The organism is Robiginitalea biformata HTCC2501, assembly GCF_000024125.1.
GTDB classification, from domain to species: Bacteria; Bacteroidota; Bacteroidia; order Flavobacteriales; family Flavobacteriaceae; genus Robiginitalea; species Robiginitalea biformata.
In genome coordinates this window covers 218,928-237,132 of record NC_013222.1, presented here as the reverse complement: position 1 = coordinate 237,132, position 18,205 = coordinate 218,928, and the positions used below count along the sequence as shown (strand labels likewise).

At 57.2% G+C, this 18,205-nt stretch carries 13 protein-coding genes and 1 tRNA gene; 5 read left to right on the top strand and 9 right to left on the bottom strand.

Annotated features, from left to right (window positions below; translation table 11 throughout):
- Positions 1-140: 140 nt before the first annotated feature.
- The 6 genes from RB2501_RS00965 to RB2501_RS00940 form a co-directional block, all read right to left on the bottom strand.
- Positions 141-905 (bottom strand): metallophosphoesterase, encoded by a 765-nt coding sequence (locus tag RB2501_RS00965; RefSeq protein ID WP_012813777.1) that lies wholly within the window; start codon positions 903-905, stop codon positions 141-143.
- Between the two features lie 235 nt (positions 906-1,140).
- Positions 1,141-1,214, bottom strand: a tRNA-Asp gene (locus RB2501_RS00960).
- 132 nt (positions 1,215-1,346) lie between these two features.
- Entirely contained in the window at positions 1,347-2,279 is a 933-nt protein-coding gene (locus RB2501_RS00955) for a DUF58 domain-containing protein (RefSeq protein ID WP_012813776.1), read from the bottom strand.
- Positions 2,280-2,416: 137 nt separating this feature from the next.
- Positions 2,417-2,734 carry a thioredoxin gene (gene trxA, locus RB2501_RS00950; protein WP_041326875.1) on the bottom strand — a complete coding sequence of 106 codons (318 nt, stop codon included), beginning with the start codon at positions 2,732-2,734 and terminating at the stop codon, positions 2,417-2,419.
- Positions 2,735-2,912: 178 nt separating this feature from the next.
- The gene (gene dnaE / locus RB2501_RS00945) at positions 2,913-7,274 is read right to left on the bottom strand and encodes a DNA polymerase III subunit alpha (protein ID WP_012813774.1); all 4,362 of its coding nucleotides are present in this window, start codon (positions 7,272-7,274) and stop codon (positions 2,913-2,915) included.
- 213 nt (positions 7,275-7,487) lie between these two features.
- Positions 7,488-7,943, bottom strand: a complete 456-nt coding sequence (locus RB2501_RS00940; protein WP_012813773.1) for a ferritin-like domain-containing protein — start codon at positions 7,941-7,943, stop codon at positions 7,488-7,490.
- Positions 7,944-8,241: 298 nt separating this feature from the next.
- On the opposite strand from RB2501_RS00940, the gene RB2501_RS00935 reads away from it, so the two are divergent.
- Together RB2501_RS00935 and rimM are read left to right on the top strand one after the other, a co-directional pair.
- Positions 8,242-8,991, top strand: a complete 750-nt coding sequence (locus RB2501_RS00935) for a 30S ribosomal protein S16 (protein WP_083760662.1) — start codon at positions 8,242-8,244, stop codon at positions 8,989-8,991.
- 12 nt (positions 8,992-9,003) lie between these two features.
- Positions 9,004-9,531, top strand: coding sequence for a ribosome maturation factor RimM (gene rimM, locus RB2501_RS00930; protein ID WP_012813771.1), 528 nt, complete (start codon positions 9,004-9,006; stop codon positions 9,529-9,531).
- Positions 9,532-9,569: 38 nt separating this feature from the next.
- Here the strand turns inward: rimM and RB2501_RS00925 are convergent, their stop codons facing one another.
- The gene (locus RB2501_RS00925) at positions 9,570-10,613 is read right to left on the bottom strand and encodes a sugar phosphate isomerase/epimerase family protein (RefSeq protein WP_012813770.1); all 1,044 of its coding nucleotides are present in this window, start codon (positions 10,611-10,613) and stop codon (positions 9,570-9,572) included.
- Positions 10,610-13,390, bottom strand: a complete 2,781-nt coding sequence (locus RB2501_RS00920) for a DUF7133 domain-containing protein (RefSeq protein ID WP_041326874.1) — start codon at positions 13,388-13,390, stop codon at positions 10,610-10,612. Before RB2501_RS00920 ends, RB2501_RS00925 begins: the two co-directional genes overlap by 4 nt.
- Before the next feature lie 150 nt (positions 13,391-13,540).
- Between RB2501_RS00920 and RB2501_RS00915 the strand changes: the two genes are divergently transcribed.
- Genes RB2501_RS00915 through RB2501_RS00905 form a run of 3 tightly spaced genes read left to right on the top strand, consistent with a single transcriptional unit; the run spans position 13,541 to position 17,025 of the window.
- Positions 13,541-15,064, top strand: a complete 1,524-nt coding sequence (locus RB2501_RS00915) for a sulfatase family protein (RefSeq protein WP_148214261.1) — start codon at positions 13,541-13,543, stop codon at positions 15,062-15,064.
- A 10-nt stretch (positions 15,065-15,074) separates the two neighbouring features.
- On the top strand, positions 15,075-15,788 hold the full coding sequence (locus RB2501_RS00910; protein ID WP_012813767.1) for a tRNA1(Val) (adenine(37)-N6)-methyltransferase: 714 nt from the start codon (positions 15,075-15,077) through the stop codon (positions 15,786-15,788).
- Positions 15,789-15,846: 58 nt separating this feature from the next.
- The gene (locus RB2501_RS00905; RefSeq protein WP_012813766.1) at positions 15,847-17,025 is read left to right on the top strand and encodes an acyl-CoA dehydrogenase family protein; all 1,179 of its coding nucleotides are present in this window, start codon (positions 15,847-15,849) and stop codon (positions 17,023-17,025) included.
- A gap of 112 nt (positions 17,026-17,137) precedes the next feature.
- On the opposite strand, the gene RB2501_RS00900 is transcribed toward RB2501_RS00905, so the two are convergent.
- On the bottom strand, positions 17,138-18,202 hold the full coding sequence (locus RB2501_RS00900) for a phosphotransferase enzyme family protein (RefSeq protein WP_083760661.1): 1,065 nt from the start codon (positions 18,200-18,202) through the stop codon (positions 17,138-17,140).
- Positions 18,203-18,205 lie beyond the last annotated feature (3 nt).

The following is an 18,205-nucleotide window of genomic DNA, read 5'->3' as shown; positions in this document are numbered from 1 at the left end:
ATACATGTTTGAGAAAATGCTTCTGTTACAAAGGTCTTTTTTGAGACGACGAGCTTTTTTAACTTATCTTCTCTAAGATGATTTTCAATCTACTCAGAACTCTGTTCAGACCTATTTGTAATGCATCGCCAAAGGTTATTTTATGCAATTTCAATAAAACTATCCCTAGAAAAATCGTGATGCTCATTTATGTGAACATACCCCAATTGATTGCACAACATGGTAGTGCCTTCTAACTTTATGCCATTTCCAACATTTCTATGCACATGGCCATAAATCCAATAATCGATATTGGACCTGGTAATGAAATCGGTTTGGTCTACAACAAAGGCATTGTTGATAGCACTGTCCTCAAACTCTAGAGAATTACAAAGCGGTGTTGGTAGATGATGGGTGACCACTACTGTTTTGCCTTCACGGTCATTTATACTTGTCGTAATAAAATCAAACGCCTCTGCATGAAGCTGATTAAAATAGTCAATCGTCAAAATTTTATCACCCATTCTTATTTTATGGAAGTCATTTACGTAAGCAGATACTGAAGCGATGTTTTCAGGCAAAATGTGGCTCCAAAGTGTAGAAAAGAGAAACCTAATACCGCTTATTTCTATTGCTTGGTTGTTTAGAAGGAACACATTTGGTTGCAATTCCCATTGAAAAGGCTTTTGATGTAAAGACAAATCAAATCCACCATAGTATTCGTGATTGCCCGGTATCACATACACCTGTTGGTAATGATCGGACACCCATTTAAAAAGGTCTAGATTTTCAAAATCAAATCCGAGATAATGGGTGTCTCCAGCAATGATCAGTATCTCCCCAGAAGGAATTAAAGGATGGTCTGCCAGCCACTTTCGGTTTTGGGGAAACTCCAAGTGTAAATCGGAACAGTATTGTATTTTCACTTTCGGCTCATTTTCTTGAACAGAAAAGTAAGGAGATAACTTCGTTTTATTCTATTTAACGGTGATTACTTTCCTGGAAAAAAGTTATTGTAAAATACTGCCAAGAAGTAAAAAAGGGTCAAAAATGCAGCACGATTGCGGCACGCTGGTTAACTTTTCTTTAACGTTAACATTTTTATAACATTGATTTACAAGTGATTATAAACAAAAAAGCCTCGAAAAATCGAGGCCTATGCGGTCTGGACGGGACTCGAACCCGCGACCCCCTGCGTGACAGGCAGGTATTCTAACCAACTGAACTACCAGACCAATGTTCCAACCCCGGAGGGTACCAACAACAGTTGGTTTTGTGGAAATTGTCAGAGCTTTTTGTTCAAAAGCGTGGGCAAATATAAGGTACTATTTCAATCCGGCAAACAAAAAGATCAATTTTAGCGCGCCTTATCCGGCAATGCGCTGGCGTTCCGTGAGGAAGGCATTCAGCACGCGGGCAAACGGGTCCGCTACATCCACGCCCACGTACTTGATGTCGTACTGCCCGCAGATGAGTTTGATGGAGCGGACATACCGCACCAGGGCGTCCCGGTAGGCGGCGCGCACGGTCTCCGGGTAGAGGTCCACATGCTTGCCGGTCTCCACGTCCTGGAACCGTTTCGGGGTGTTTTCAAAGTCGAAATCCAGTTCGGTGGCCCGGTCGGCCAGGTGGAAGAGGACCACCTCGTGTTTGTTGTACTTCAGGTGGCGGAGGGCTTCAAAGAGTTGTTCGTCCGCCACGCGGTCCTGGAACAGGTCGGAGAAGAGGATCACCAGGCTGCGGCGCTTGAGCTTTTCGGCAATCAGGTGCAGGTGGGCGTGGAGTTCGGTGCCTTCGCCCCGTCGGCCGGCCAGCCCCAGGTCGTTCAGTTTGGCCAGGAGCATCTGGTAGTGCCGCTCGCTGCCTTTTTCCGGGGCGTAGTACTCGTAGGTGTCGGCAAAGACACTGAGTCCCACGGCATCCCGTTGTTTCTTGAGCAATTCCATCAGGGCGGCTGCGGCCAGGACGGCGAAGCCCATTTTATGGAGGTGGTCCAGGTTGAGCCTTGCGACCTCCGGGTAATACATGGAGGCCGAACTGTCCAGGATCAGGTGGCAGCGCAGGTTGGTTTCCTCCTCGTAGCGCTTGGTGTAGAGTTTGTCTGTCCGGGCAAAGAGCTTCCAGTCGATGTGCTTGGTGCTTTCGCCCGTGTTATACACCTTGTGTTCGGCGAATTCGGCGGAATACCCGTGGAAGGGGCTTTTGTGGATCCCGCTGATGTACCCCTCCACCACCTGCCGGGCCAGCAGGCCGAGGTTTTCAAACAGGGGGGCATTGTGGAGTTCCGATCTCAGGTCCATGTTTCAAAGATACAAAGGGATGGGGAAGTAACGTCCCCGAGCAGACGCCCCGGGTAAAATGCGGACAGCAGGCAAAAAAAAATCCCGCTACCGGGGGAACCGGGGCGGGATTCTGATTGCAATGTATTTTGAAAGGCTTACAGGGCTGCGTCGATCGCTTCGGCGTATACCTTTTTCGGGCTCACGCCTACCTGGCGGTTTACGATTTCGCCATCCTTGAACACCAATACGGTAGGGATGTTCCGCACGCCGTACTTGGCCGCGAACTCCTGGTGGACATCCACGTCTACCTTCCCGACAACCGCTTTGCCGTCGTATTCCTGGCTGAGTTCCTCGATGATGGGTCCAACCATCCGGCAGGGGCCGCACCATGCCGCCCAAAAATCTACTACTACCGGTTTATCGCTTTTAAGGACCACCTCGTCAAAGGTCGCATCTGTTATTTCTAGTGCCATATTCGCTTTATTTTAATTAGTGCAAAGTTAGTCAATTATTTAAGCCGTCCCTTACACTGTGCGTATTCGATTTGTCGATATGCCGATTGAGTCCGTCGATAGCCGCAGGACAGGGCGCAGGATGCGGAGCAGGCCGGGATAAAGCCTGATGGCCTGCCGGGGTTCGCGGGTAGACTTCTTAATTGAGTTTGTAATGTACTTCCTGGTCGCGGAGCGAATGGAGCAGTTCCGAGCTGATGTGGACCTTTTGCTTCCGGCTGGAGAGCTGCACCTTGATGGCTTCCTCCATCTCGTAGACCACAAAATTCAGGTGGTGCTGCCCTTTAAAGGAACGCAGCGTGTCCTGCAATTCCCGGATGCGCTTCTCGTGCAGCTGCCCGATATCGAGCTGGATGGTCAGTTTTTTGGCATAGGCGTCCATCACGTCCTGCAGCAGGAGGACCTGGTTGTACTGGAGGCGGGGGTCGCCTTTTTTTCCGGTTTCCCGGTTCACCCAGCCTTCCCGGACAAAGACTTTCAGGTAGATAAACGCATTGATGGTCAGGAAATGCCGGAATTTCAGGTATTCCTCCCCGAAAATCTTAAACTCAAAGGCATCCGAATAATCCTCCAGGGTAAAGATCGCCCAGCCCTTGCCGTTTTTGGAAACCCGGTGCTGCACGTCCGTAATCACCCCGGCCAGGCTGAGTTCCCGGTTGAGGTAGGGCGACAGGTCGTTCAGGGCATAGATCTCCGTATTGCAGAACGCCTGGATTTCCGTCTTAAAATCGTCCAGGGGGTGGCCCGAGATATAGATGCCTACCACCTCTTTTTCCCGTTTCAGGGTCTCCATGGTGCCCCATTCCTCGCAGGGCGGGATTTCCGGCTCGGCAATCTGCACTTCGCTGCTGCCCCCAAAGAGGCTTACCTGGGAGGAGTTCTCGCTTTCCTGGAAACGGGCCCCGAAGCGAATCACCTTCTCCAGGAAACTCACCCCGTCCGTGCCGCAATCGAAGTACTGGGCGCGATGCGCATTGCCCAGGGAGTCGAACCCGCCCGCCAGGGCCAGGTTTTCAAAGGCCTTCTTGTTGGCGGCCCGCAGGTCGATGCGCTTGGCCAGGTCAAAGATAGACTGGTAGGGGCCGTTAGCTTTCCGGTTTTCCACGATGGTTTCCACGGCACTCCGCCCCACGCCTTTGATGGCCCCCATGCCAAAGCGCACCTGGTTGTCCTTGTTCACCGCGAACTTGTAATAGGATTCGTTGACATCCGGCCCGAGAACGTCCAGGCCCATCCGCCGGCATTCCTCCATAAAGAAGGTTACCTGCTTGATGTCGTTCATATTGTTGGAGAGCACTGCGGCCATGTATTCGGCCGGGTAGTGGGCCTTCAGGTAGGCCGTCTGGTAGGCGATATAGGCATAGCAGGTGGAGTGGCTCTTGTTGAAGGCGTAGGAGGCGAAGGCTTCCCAGTCTTTCCAGATCTTCTCCAACACATCCCGCGGATGCCCGTTTGCCTCGCCCCCGTCCAGGAATTTGGGCTTGAGTTTCTGCAGCAGCGCAAATATTTTTTTCCCCATCGCCTTGCGGAGTACGTCCGCCTCGCCCTTGGAAAACCCGGCCAGCTTCTGGGAGAGCAGCATCACCTGCTCCTGGTAGACGGTGATCCCGTAGGTCTCCTGCAGGTATTCCTCCATTTCCGGGAGGTCATAGGTGATTTCCTCCTGCCCGTGCTTCCGCGCGATAAAACTCGGGATGTATTCCATGGGCCCGGGCCGGTAGAGGGCGTTCATGGCGATCAAATCGTCGAAGACCGTCGGTTTGAGGTCTTTCAGGTGCTTTTGCATCCCCGGGGATTCGTACTGGAATATCCCCACCGTTTCGCCCCGCTGGAAGAGCTCATAGGTTTCCGCGTCGTCCAGGGGAAAGTCGTCCGGGATCAGGTCGATACCGTGCCGCGCCTTGACGATCTTCACCGTATCCTTGATGAGCGTCAGCGTTTTCAGGCCCAGGAAATCCATCTTGAGCAGGCCGGCGTTTTCCACCACGGAGTTGTCGAACTGGGTCACGTAGAGGTCGGAATCCTTGGCGGTGGCCACCGGGACAAAATTCGTGATGTCGTCCGGGGTAATGATCACCCCGCAGGCGTGGATGCCCGTGTTGCGCAGCGAGCCCTCCAGCACGCGGGCCATATTGACGGTCTGCGCCTCCAGGTCGCTGCCCTCGGACAGGTTCAGCAGCTCATTGACCTTTGCCAGGTCGTCCGAGCGGAATTTCTTTTTGAGCTCCGCCTCGTCCTGCCCGAAAATCTTGGCCAGCTTGGACATGTTCGGGATGAGCTTTGCGATGCGGTCCGCTTCGCTGAGCGGCAGGTCCAGCACCCGGGCGGTGTCCCGGATGGAGGATTTTGCCGCCATGGTGCCGTAGGTGATGATCTGGGCCACCTGGTTGGCGCCGTATTTGTCGATGACGTAATCCATTACCCGTGAGCGCCCCTCGTCGTCAAAGTCGATGTCGATATCGGGCATGGATACCCGGTCCGGGTTCAGGAACCGCTCAAACAGCAGATCGTACTTGAGCGGGTCGATGTTGGTGATCCCCAGGCAGTACGCAACTACGGACCCGGCCGCCGAGCCCCGCCCGGGGCCTACGGACACCCCCATGTTGCGGGCTTCGCGGATAAAATCCTCCACGATCAGGAAATAGCCCGGGTACCCGGAGTTTTCGATAGTGGAAAGTTCAAAGTCCAGCCGCTCCCGGATGGCCTCCGTGATCTCCCCGTACCGCTTTTCCGCCCCCTGAAAGGTGATGTGGCGGAGATAGGCATTTTCGCCCCGTTTGCCGCCGTCCGCTGCGTCCTCGGCCACCCGGAATTCCTCGGGGATCTCGAATTTTGGAAGGAGGACATCCCGGGCCAGGTCAAAGGGCTCGATCTTCTCGATGATTCCCTCGATGGACTGGATGCTTTCCGGCAGGTCGCGGAACAGCTCCTTCATTTCCTCCGGGGATTTGAAGTAGTATTCCTGGTTGGGCAGGCCAAAGCGGTAGCCCCGGCCGCGCCCGATGGGGGTTGCCTGTTTTTCCCCTTCCTTGACGCACAGCAGGATGTCGTGGGCTTCCGCATCTTCCTTGCGGCGGTAATAGGTGTTGTTGGTGGCCACCAGGGACACCTCGTGTTTTTTTGCGAGGGCTACCAGGCTCTGGTTGGCCCGGTCCTCGTCTTCCTGCCCGTGGCGCATCACCTCCACATAGAGGTCTTCCCCGAATTGCTCTTTCCACCAGAGCAACGCCTCTTCGGCTTGTTTTTCCCCCTGGTTCAACACCTTGGAGGGAACTTCCCCATAGAGGTTTCCGGTAAGGACGATGACATCCTCTTTATAGCGCTCCACAACCTCCCGGTCTATCCGGGGCACATAGTAGAACCCTTCCGTGTAGGCGATGGAGGACATCTTGGCCAGGTTGTGGTAGCCCTTCTTATTCTTGGCCAGCATTACTACCTGGTAGCCGTAATCCTTGACGGATTTGTTGTTGCGGTCCTCGCAGACAAAGAACTCGCAACCGATAATCGGGATGAGGTCCCGCTTGCCCGATGCCCGGTCCTCCTCGGTGAGGTTGCTGTTGTGGGCTTTGACCTCCCGTACAAAATGGAAGGCCCCCATCATGTTGGCGTGGTCCGTCAGGGCCACGGCCGGCATCCGGTATTCCGCCGCGGCGGCCACCAGGTCCTTGATGCCCATGGTGGACTGGAGGACGGAAAACTGGCTGTGGTTGTGCAGGTGGGCGAAAGGGACCCCTTCCAGGGCCTGGACGTTCTCCCGTATTTCTGCCCGCGTGAGCCCGGGATCGTCTACCGCTGTGGCTTCCGCGAGTTTGCGGGAGGCTTTTTTAAGGTTTTTGTGGGCAATCCCGATCGGGGCGATAGTTCCCGGGTTGGCCCGGTCGAAAGCCTCGAAATACCCGGGGGCCACGCCGAGCTGCTCCGGGCTGTATTGCCGCCGGCGGAGCAATTCCAGGAAGCATCGGGCGGTGGCTTCCACGTCGGCCGTCGCGTTGTGCGCTTCCTCAAAAGGTTCCCCAAAAAGGTGCAGGTGCAATTCGGTGAGGGTGGGCAGCTTGAATTTTCCGCCCCGCCCGCCCGGGAGCTGGCAGAGTTCTGCCGTGGATTCCGTACACGTGTCGAGTACCGGGAATTTTTCCAGGGGGTCCTCGTCTGCAACCCGGTAAAATTCGGCCCCCATCACGTTGATGTCGAACCCGACATTTTGGCCTACCAGGAATTGGGTGCGGGATAATGCCCCGCGAAATGCCTCGAGAACTTCTTCCAGCGGGAGCCCTTCTTCCCGCGCCAGGTCTGTGGAGATACCGTGAATCTGTTCGGCGTCGTACGGGATGTTAAACCCGTCCGGCCGGACCAGCGCGTCGTATTGTTCCACCAGCCGCCCTTCCCCGTCGTGCAATTGCCAGGCAATCTGGATGCAGCGGGGCCAGTTGTCAGTGTCGCTGGCGGGGGCGTCCCAACGTTTGGGAAGCCCGGTGGTCTCTGTGTCGAATATGAGGTACATGGACAGGTATCGGGAATCAGGAGGATAAAATTATGGAAATACCCCGGGCTGCAAAAATGGAGTTTTTATGAGTTATTAACTGGGCCGAGGAGCCAGCCGGTGTGCGGGCCGTCCGTAGCCGAGCGACCGCAAAAGTTCCGGTGGATCCATCCCCTGGCAAGAAAAAACCCGGCGCGGGGCCGGGTTCTGATATTGGGTATTTGCGTGCGTCGATCAGGATACGATGGATTCGTACATCTTCGACGTGTTCAGGGCTGCCTGGATGGCGTTGCGCTGACTTCTCAGGAGCTGCTCCGTAGATGGCGGGAGGGTCATTTCCTTATCGTCGAGGATTTCATCGTACTGCTCCAGGCTGGCTTTCTCGCCCCGCTCTACTTCTTCGAGGATGCGTTCGGTTTCATTGCCGGTGAGCGTACTGGTGAGATTCATCCAGGTACGGTGCAGGTCGCCCTTAAAGCTGCCGCCTTTGTCTGGCAATTCCCCGTACTCGCGGATTTCGGTCTTCAGTTCGTGCCCAAAGGTATAGCGCTGCTTAACTTTGTCGTTCAGGAATTCCTTCACGGCTGGCACTTCTACCTTCTCGGCTGCGAGCTTATATCCTTTTTCAGCATCGTATGTCTTTTCGAGTAATTCGTTTAACTTATTGGAAATTTTTTCAGTGTACTTCATGGTCTATCGTCATTTTAGTGGTTACTGTTTCTGTGGTGCCTTTCAATAAGACAAAAATAGTATACTGGTCAACCTGCGGTAAATCAAATATTTAGCACAATTTATCATCCTCTTAACAGCTTTTATGAAAATATGGGGGCTCCGCGGGGTATAAATTTTTCGCCCAAGTCCTTTACTCATTGGCAAAATGGCGTATATTTGCACCCGCTTTCAGTAGAAATACCCTTGGCTGAACAGCTTGAAATGTTGTAACAAGAATTAATAACCGGGGTCGGGTACCCCAAAACTTTAATGTGATATGCCAGTTAGAATCAGACTTCAGAGACACGGTAAGAAAGGAAAACCTTTTTACTGGATCGTAGCCGCCGACGTGCGTGCCAAGCGCGACGGCCGTTTCCTCGAAAAACTAGGAATCTACAACCCGAATACGAATCCCGCCACTATCGAGATAGACGTGGATCAATCCGTACAATGGCTCAACGACGGGGCTCAGCCCAGCGAGACAGCTCGCCGGATCCTTTCCTATAAAGGGGTACTGCTGAAGCACCACCTGATGGGGGGCGTTCGTAAAGGGGCCCTGACCGAAGAGGAGGCCGAAAAGAAATTTCAGGCATGGCTCGATGAAAAGGAGCAGAAGGTAAGCCAGAAAACCGAAGGACTGGAAAAAGCCCGGGAGGAAGCGCGTGCCAAGGCCCTGGAGGCTGAACGGGAAGCCAACGAAAAGCGCAAGGCGGCCGCTGCTGAGGCAGAAGCCCCGGAGGCGGAGGAAACCCCGGAGACCCCTGAAGGCGAAAGCGCTGCCGAGGAAGTTGAAGCGGTTGCAGCTGCCGGAGAACCGGAAAACGAAGTAGCCGAGGCCGAGGCCCCTGCTGCTGCCGATGATGCTGCTCAGGAGGAAGCCGGTGAGGAAAAAGCCGAAGCTGCCCCGGCCGAAAAGGCTGAGGAAGCGAAGGCTGAAGAAAAGGCCGAAGAAGCCCCCAAAGCTGCTGCCGGAGATTCCGAAGAAAAGGAAGAAAAGAAAGAAGCCGCAGCAGGCGATAAGGAATAAGCCTGTTTTGCCATGCGGAAGGAAGACTGTTTCTACCTCGGTAAAATTGTCTCCCGCCATGGCTTCAAGGGCGAGTTACTGGCGAAGTTAGATACAGACGAGCCGCAGCTATACGAAAATCTGGAATCGGTGTTTGTTTCCGTAGGGAACAACCTGGTTCCATTTTTTTTGCGCCGTTGCCAGTTGCACAAAACGCGCTTGCTCCGGCTGCATTTCGAAGACATCGACTCGGAGGCAGATGCCACCCGTATCCTCGGCAGCGAATTGTACCTGCCCCTGCAAATGCTCCCGCCGCTTGAGGGGAACAAATTTTATTACCACGAGGTTATTGGGTTTCGGCTGAACGATGCCCGGCGTGGCGATGTGGGGGAAATCCGCTCGGTCAATGACCAGGGTGCCCAGGCGCTGTTCGTGGCGGACAAGGACGGGCGGGAAGTACTCATCCCTGTTACGGACGACTTTATCGAAAAGGTGGACCGCGACCAGCGCGTCATCCACATTCGGACCCCGGAGGGCCTGCTGGACCTTTACCTCACCTGAACGGGGAACAGGCCGGGGTGCATACAGCCCGCCGCTCCCTAACTAAGCGCCTCCCGGCAGAATTCCAGGCATTTCTTCACCTCGGCTACGGCGTCGGACCCTTCGGGGATGTCGTATTCGAGTTCGATGGTGCCCGGGAAGTCGTATTTATTTTCCCGCATAAGTTGCAGGGCCTCGCGGATGGGGGTGTCTCCGCTTCCCCAAACCACATTCCCCTTCCCGTTTTCCGGCTTCTGCCGGTCTTTCAGGTGCATGCTTTGGATCCGGTAAAATTTATCCCGGATGATCCCAAGCGGGTCCGCATTCCCGGCGGCCACATAATGGCCGAGGTCCAGGTTGAGGGAATTGAAAGTCGATTGTTTCAGAGCGGTGTCCCAGAAAGTGGGCGTTTGCTGTTCGTGCCCGTGGTAGGCGACAAAAATCCCGTGTTTGGCGGCAATGCGGGCCAGTTTTTGGGTATGTGAGTCGTTATCCGGGTGTTCCAGCGTAATATGGCTGGCGCCCAGGGCTTTTGCAGCCCGTACCCCCCAGTCCATCTCGGCCTCCGTGTTGTCGGCCCCAAATGCCCGGGGCTTGAAGGCATAGATCGAAACCCCTTCATTAGCATACATCCGGCGGAGTTCTTCAAAGGGTTCCATGGAGGTTTGCTCCCTCCAGGCGGCTACTTCCTTGTTATAGGCCTCACTGGCTTCCCGGAGTTCGGCGAGTTCTTTCTGCTGGTCACCGCTGAGCCCCCCGTCGCGTTCGGCCCGCCTCAGGCGATAATACTGGCGGAAATCCACCGGGTTCTCAGGCTTGCCCGCAAAGGATTCGGCCGGGTCGCCCATTAATTCAATGGCGCCGATACCGCATTGTTTGACGTAGTCCAGGGTAGCTTCGGCGCTTTGATCGGGCATGCTCCGGAAGGAGTAGGTGATAACGCCAATCTGAACGCCGCTGATCACCGATGCCGGATACCCGGGGTTCTTAATCAGGGCCGGGCCGGCGAAGAGCCGGGAACCCCCGAGCCCTATTCCGGCGCCAACCAGTGCGGTGGTGCCGATAAATTTGCGGCGCGACAGGCCTTTTTTCTCTTGTTTCATTTTGTTTCTGGTTTCGAATGAGTGGATTGCTGGGATTCCTGTTGTCCGTAGAGGCGCATCTGCCGCATGGACCAGGGGATGCCCGGGTCGTCCGGGACATCGGTCAGTTCCAGGCGAAGCGCCCGGAGCCGGGTTGGAGGCAGTTTAAAAGCCACTTCCAGGCTGTCGGGCCGCACCCGGGTTATTTCCTTCCAGGTCTGCCCGTCCTGGGAAGCCTGGACGCTGAGCTCCCGGGGATAGGCTGCCGGTTTTTTAGCGGCCGCCCATACCGTCCCGTTGGCCGGGGCGTCAAACTGGATTTCCTCCAGGCGAATGGGTTCCGGAAAATCGATCCGGTACCACATCCCCACCTGCTGGTCTGCTCCGGTGGTCCATCCCCCGAAATCGAAAGCCGCCCTCGGACTGGCAACCCCTCCGATAACGACGGGCTGGGTATGGCTGGCTTCCATCTTCCACGCCTCAGTGGGTTTCAGTTCCCGGGGGATGGAGGCCAGGAGTTCCGGATAGGAATAGGGAGCCTGACGCCCCCGGGTGGCCTGCCGGAAAGCAGCTGCATCCGCTTCAGTTACCAGGGAGGCCCCATTTCCGAGGCCCACCCGGATGTAGGAGGTGATATCGGCGATCCATCGGTCGGATTGTTCCGCATTGCCTACCATGATCCCCCCGGCGTATTGCTTTCCTTCGATTTCCCCTTGCAATCCGTGCAGGATGGCCCCCAGGGCGTACCGGGGGTGCCCCTGGACGCGCAGGGAGGAGGCCAGGGCAGGGGCCATCAATTGGTCCTTGCCCGCAGGTTTTCCAATACCGCCTGCCCCGTGGCATTGCACGCAAAGTTCATTGTAGATGGCTTTTCCCCGTTCCAGGGATGCCAGTTGTTCCTCGCTGAAATCCCCGTCGGCCAGGTTGTTCCCGCCGGCTTCCAGTTGGTCGAGGATCTGTTCCCCAACCAGCCGGATCCCCCGGATATCGGATGTGTCGGCAATTGCCGCGATGCGGGATTCCAGGTTTTCGAGCCCCAGGAATTTGGCACTGAGCATCGCCTGGATGGCGACATCTGCCACCGGGTCTTCCATCATGCGATTATAGGTGGCGTCCAGGCCGGCAGGGCCCTCCAGGTAGAGGCTTTCCCCGGCGCGTAAGGCCTGAATCCGCAGACGCGGTTGCGGGCTTGCGGCCAATTGGCGAATGTGGTTCTCTTGCAGCAAACCGAGGCCCTCCAGGCACCACAGGGCGTGGATCCGGGCATTCGTACCTTCGGATTCGGACCCCAGGAGTTCCTCCAATCGGGGCCCCAGGGAGGTATCCCCGGAAAGTACGATGAGCTGTTGCGCCTTGTCCCGCCACCAGCCATTCGGGTGGTTCAGGTATTGAATCAACTCGGATGGTTGCTGGTCCAGCATACGCGGTCGGGTTTTGTCGCGCGGGATGCCTTCGTGGGTTAGCCGCCAGATGCGCCCGAGCCCGATGACCTTGTCGAGTTGGTACTGTTCGATCCTGGCGCGCAAATAGGAGCCCGGCTGCACCCACTGGCCCTCCTGGATAATCCCCCGGTACATATCGGTGACATAGAGCGTACCGTCCGGGGCCGTGGTCAGATCCACCGGCCGGAAGAGCGGGTCCGTGCTGCGCAGGAATTCGGATTTTTCTTCTTGGTAGGCGTTGTGCAATGTGGTCAGCCCCTCGGCAACCACCGGGTGGACCTGCCGGACAATGCGCGCCACGGGTTCCCCGTAGAAGAGTTCCCCGTAGAGTTCCCGCGGCAGCCTGTCGCCACGGTAGATATCGTTCCCGGCAGACCCGGTTACCTCGTTGAGGGAGCCGTCGGGTTGCCGGACCTGATCCATGCCCCCCTGCATGTCTGCGATACGGACGGGGGCACCCCAGGGTACCTTAAAGCCTTCGGCCAGTTCATCCGGGACTTCGAAATTTCCATAGTGGATCGGGAACTGGAAATAGGAGGGCACCCCGGAAGCCCCGCCCAGGAACCAAAGTTTGCCATCGTCGTCGTGGGTCAGGCCCCATTGGGCGTGGTTGTACCCCGTGGGCTGCCGGATGATACCGCCTGCGGTTTCCCGAACGCGAAACGCGTTCACCGTACTGTAGAGCCAATTGTCCATCCCGTAATACATGAAGGCCTGCTGGTGCTCCACATTGCCCGCCCGCCCGAAGCGGTTGGTAAACAATTCCTTCTGGTCCGCGCGCCCGTCCCCGTCTGTATCCGTATACCGGTACACGTTGTCCCGGTTGCTCTCCATGGCCAGGATGCAGTCCTTTCCGTAGGGCAGGACAAAACGCGGAAATACCAGGCTGTCGACGAATACGGTGCCCGTTTCGTACACCCCGTCATGATCCCGGTCTTCCCAGCGGGAGATCCGGCTAATCGGGTCGAGCTCCCCATCCGAATCGGCGGTGAGCATATACGAGCGGAGTTCCAGGACATACATCCGTCCATTGCCGTCAAAGGCGATGGCCCCGGGCTGTTCGATTTCCGGTTCGGTGAGTACGGGCTCCATCCGGTAGCCGTCCGGGAGCAGGAAGTGTTTGGCGGATTCCTCCGGGTAGAGGGGTTTAACGGGGGGCTTGGGCCCCAGGTCGGCCCCGGCCCAGTTGGCATCTGTAGCATCGGCATCCGGGGGCAGCCCGATATGCGGCAGGGAGTCGGAAAAACTACCGATTACCCGGTCTACGGGGTGTTGTTTTTTTTCGGAACACGCCGGTATCAGGGCAAGAGCGGCCAGGAGCAGGACACAGGTCCGGCCGGAAAAGCGTAAAGGCATCAATGTCGTTTAGTTTGTCCGGGGCCTGGAAACGGCCCTGAGTTTGTACGAAAATTAAGTACTTTGTGCAGATATTTCAAAGATTTAACAAATTTGATCCAGCAGGACATCCTTATATCCATTTTTCCCAAACAATTCCTCATTCAATCCATGAAAACGACTTCCACGCCCCTGAGTAAATTCCTGCAAAAGTTTTCCCGGTGGTGCCAGCGCTGTGTCCGATACCCGCTCCTCGCCATCATCCTGCTGGGGGTGTCCTGCCGGGAGACCGTTAAGTCGGAATTCGCGGCAGCGGACCGGGCAGACCGCCCCCCGAATATCGTGATCATTTTCACGGACGACCAGGGGTATTCGGACGTGGGGGTGTACGGGGCCCGGGATATCCCTACACCAAACCTGGACGCCATGGCTGCGGACGGGTTGCTGTTGACCAATTTTTACGCCGCTCAGCCGGTTTGTTCCGCTTCGCGGGCCGGGCTGCTCACGGGCTGTTACCCGAATCGGGTCGGGATTCACAATGCGCTGATGCCCAACAGCCCTGTCGGCCTGAACCCCGCGGAGGAAACCCTGGCGGAACTGCTGCGCCAACAGGGCTACCGGACCGGGATTTTCGGGAAATGGCACCTGGGCGACCATCCGGATTTCCTGCCGACGCGCCACGGGTTTGACGAGTTTTTCGGGATTCCCTATTCGAATGACATGTGGCCGCTGCATCCTCTGCAGGGCCCCGTTTTCGATTTTGGGCCGCTACCGCTCTACGAGCAGGAGCGCGTGGTGGATACGCTGGAAGACCAGAGGCTGCTGACCCGGCAGATAACCGAACGCAGCGTGGATTTTATCAACCGCCATAAGGAGGAGCCCTTTTTTCTGTATGTCCCCCACCCCCAGCCGCACGTTCCCCTCTTTGTTTCGGATGCCTTCCGGGGGAAATCCGGACGGGGCCTTTACGGGGATGTGATCATGGAGATCGACTGGTCGGTAGGGCAGGTTTTGGGCGCGTTGGAGGACAATGGCCTCACGGATGATACCTGGGTGATCTTCACCTCAGACAACGGCCCGTGGCTGGCCTACGGCAACCACTCCGGCCGGGCCGAACCGCTGCGTGAAGGCAAGGGGACCAATTGGGAAGGAGGCGTGCGGGAACCCTGCATCATGAAATTCCCGGGCCGGTTGCCACGGGGAAAAGTCCTGGACGAGCCGCTCATGGCCATCGACCTGCTGCCGACGATAGCCTCCGTAACGGGCTCCCCCCAACCCGGGCGGGAAATCGACGGGAAGAATGCCTGGGGCCTGTTGAGCGGGGCGGAAGCCCGGGGCCCGCAGGATGCCTATTATTTCTATTACCGGGTCAATGAATTGCAGGCGGTGCGCGACGGGGACTGGAAGCTGGTGCTGCCGCACAATTACCGGACCATGCAGGGACAGGAGCCCGGGGCGGATGGCCTGCCCGGCGCGTACGACTATGTGGACGTAACCGCCCCCGAGTTGTACAACCTCCGGGAAGACCCGGGTGAAACTAACAATTTGGCAGAACGGCACCCGGAGGTGCTGGCAGCCATCAGCCGTAAGGCGGATTCCATGCGCAGACGCCTGGGCGATGCGCTTACCGGAGTGAAGGGTGTCGAAAACAGGCCCCCCGGCCGGGTGGAAACAGGAGCCGGTCAGGAGCACTAATCAGGGCGGTATGTCGGACGTTTTTCATTTTAAACAATTCCAGGTAGCCCAGCAGGGGGCTGCCATGAAGGTGGGCACGGACAGCGTATTGCTCGGCGCCTGGGCCCCGTTGCCCGAATCGCCCGGCCAGCTTCTCGATGTGGGCAGCGGCAACGGGCTCCTGGGCCTGATGCTCGCCCAGCGATGCCCTTCCGGGGATATTGAGGCAGTGGAGGTTGACCCCGGGGCCTATGTGTGCTGCGTGGAGAACTTCGAGGCGTCCCCCTGGGCAGACCGGCTGTTTTGTTATCACTGCAGCTGGGAAGAATTTGTCGCCGAATCTGCCGGCCCGTACGATATGATTATTTCCAACCCGCCCTTCCACCCGGAACAGGTCTCCAGCCATGAGCCGGCCCGGGAACGGGCCCGGCGGGAAGCCTCCCTGCCGTTTAACAGCCTGTTGGAAGGGGTAGACCGGTTGTTGGCGGAGCAGGGCCTGTTCTCGGTGGTCGTCCCATTTGCTTCAGAGGCCGATTTTACGAAGCTGGCCGCGGCCTTGGGGCTGTACCCCCAAAAGGTGCTCCGGGTGCGCGGGCGTGCGGGCGCCCCGGTGAAACGAAGCCTGATGGCGTTTGGAAGGACGCAAGTGCGGCATACCCCAGGGGAATTGGTGATTGAAGAGGCCCGGCACCGATACACCGACGACTATAAAAATCTCACCCGGGACTTCTATTTAAAAATGTAACATCTGCCGGGCAAATTGTTAGATTTAGCTAACTTTGACGGAACTGAAATGACTGCCCATGAAGCCCGATCTTTTTGAAGCCCCGGATTACTATTTGCTCGACGATTTGCTGGACGAGGAACACAAGCTCGTCCGCGATGCCACCCGTTCCTGGGTAAAGCGGGCGGTATCCCCAATCATTGAGGAATACGCCCAGAAAGCGGAATTCCCGGAGGAGATACTCGCCGGCCTGGCCGAAATCGGCGCTTTCGGGCCGTATATCCCCGAACAATACGGGGGGGCAGGCCTGGACCAGATCAGTTACGGGCTCATTATGCAGGAAATCGAGCGGGGAGACAGCGGGGTGCGGTCTACGGCTTCGGTTCAGTCCTCCCTGGTGATGTACCCTATTTTTGCCTATGGGAACGAGGCCCAACGCGAGAAATACCTGCCCAAGCTCGCCTCCGGGGAATGGATGGGCTGTTTTGGCCTCACGGAACCCGACCACGGCTCCAACCCGGCCGGGATGGTGACGAATTTCAAAGACGCCGGGGACCATTACCTGCTCAACGGGGCAAAGCTCTGGATTTCCAATGCGCCCTTTGCCGATATCGCAATTGTATGGGCCAAGAACGAGGAGGGCCGGATCCACGGCCTGATCGTGGAGCGCGGCATGGAGGGCTTTTCCACCCCGGAAACGCACAACAAGTGGTCGCTTCGGGCATCGGCTACCGGCGAATTGATTTTCGACAACGTAAAAGTCCCTAAGGATAACCTCCTGGAGGGCAAGTCCGGTTTGGGCGCCCCCCTGGGCTGCCTGGACTCGGCCCGGTACGGGATTGCCTGGGGGGCTATCGGAGCCGCCATGGATTGTTACGATACGGCCCTGCGCTATGCCAAGGAGCGCGTACAATTCGGCAAGCCCATTGCCGGCACCCAACTGCAACAGAAAAAACTGGCCGAGATGATCACCGAGATCACCAAGGCCCAGCTACTCGCCTTCCGCCTTGGGCAGCTCCGCAATGAGGGAAGGGCCACCACGGCCCAGATTTCCATGGCCAAGCGGAACAATGTGGAGATGGCGCTGAATATCGCCCGCGAGGCCCGACAGGTCCTGGGGGGTATGGGTATTACCGGGGAGTACAGTATCATGCGCCACATGATGAACCTGGAATCCGTGATTACCTACGAAGGCACCCACGATATCCATCTGCTCATAACCGGGGCGGATATTACGGGGATCAGCGCCTTTAAGTAACGCGCAGGGGCGATCCGCCAACCGGGGATGGGTTCCTGCCAGATAAACTGCATTGCGCCATTCAGGCCCTGTCAGCCAACCGGCGCGGCACACCCCAGGCCCTGTCTGCCCTTTAAGTTTCTTCCCGGGCCGCAACCCAGGTTTCCCGGAGCCGATTGATTTCCTCCCCGGCCGTCCCGGCCACCCGGAGCAGGTTTCGCGCCCGCACCAGGTTCTGCGTTTCATAGGAAACTTTGTAATGGAGGTCGCCCAGGTAATAGTCTGCCAGGGCCCGTGCCCCGTGCAATAAAGGCATTAGCAGGAGGCCGTACGGCAGGCTGGCCGATTCGGCCGCGGAGAGTTCCGGGCAGGCAGCGGCAAACCCCTGGCAGAATTCTCTATAGGCCCGCCAGTCGATTTCGTTGGTCCCGTCTTCCGGTTGCTCCTCGGCCAGCGAATTGATCAATGTGCGTCCGGCATCCCCGAAATCAAAAAGCAGCGCACCGGGCATCAGCGTGTCCAGGTCAATCAGGCAGAGGGCTTTGGGACGGAGACCTGTCGAAAACAGGATATTGCTGAGCTTCGGGTCGTTGTGGCAGACCCGTGTGGGGAGTGTGTCCAGCCGTACGGCTTCCATTTGGCTTGCCAGTACCCGTGCCTGCTCTGCCAGTTTACGTCCCCGGGCCACCCGGTCTGGAAGGCCCTGGGTTTCGGCGGCGTTGAGTTGCTGCATCCGTAGGCCCAGGTCGTGGAACCCCGGCAGCACGGGATGCAGCATTCCGGGATCGGTGTCTTGCAGCAGCTGGTGGAAACGTCCCAGGATCCGGCCGGTTTCCCGTGCAACCCCCGGTTGTTGTGCATCGGAAATGGTCCGGGATCCGGGGATGAATTTGTATAGGCGCCAGGCGCCGGAACCCGCATTCTGATACCAGGCCCTGCCATCGGTTGTCCGGATGAGTTCCAATTGGCGGTAGCCATCCCCCCGGAGTTTTGGCAGGATGCGTTCCAGGTTTTCCATGAGGGCGTCCGGATCCGGGAATACCTCCGTATTGATCCGTTGCAGGACGTACCCGTCCGAGTTGGGTATGGACACCCTGAAGGTATCGTTGATCAGGCCCTCCGAAATCGGTTGCAGTTCCCGCAACCCGGCGGGTATCTTAAAGTTTTCGAGGACCCTTGCTGGTTGGGGAGTGGCCATGGG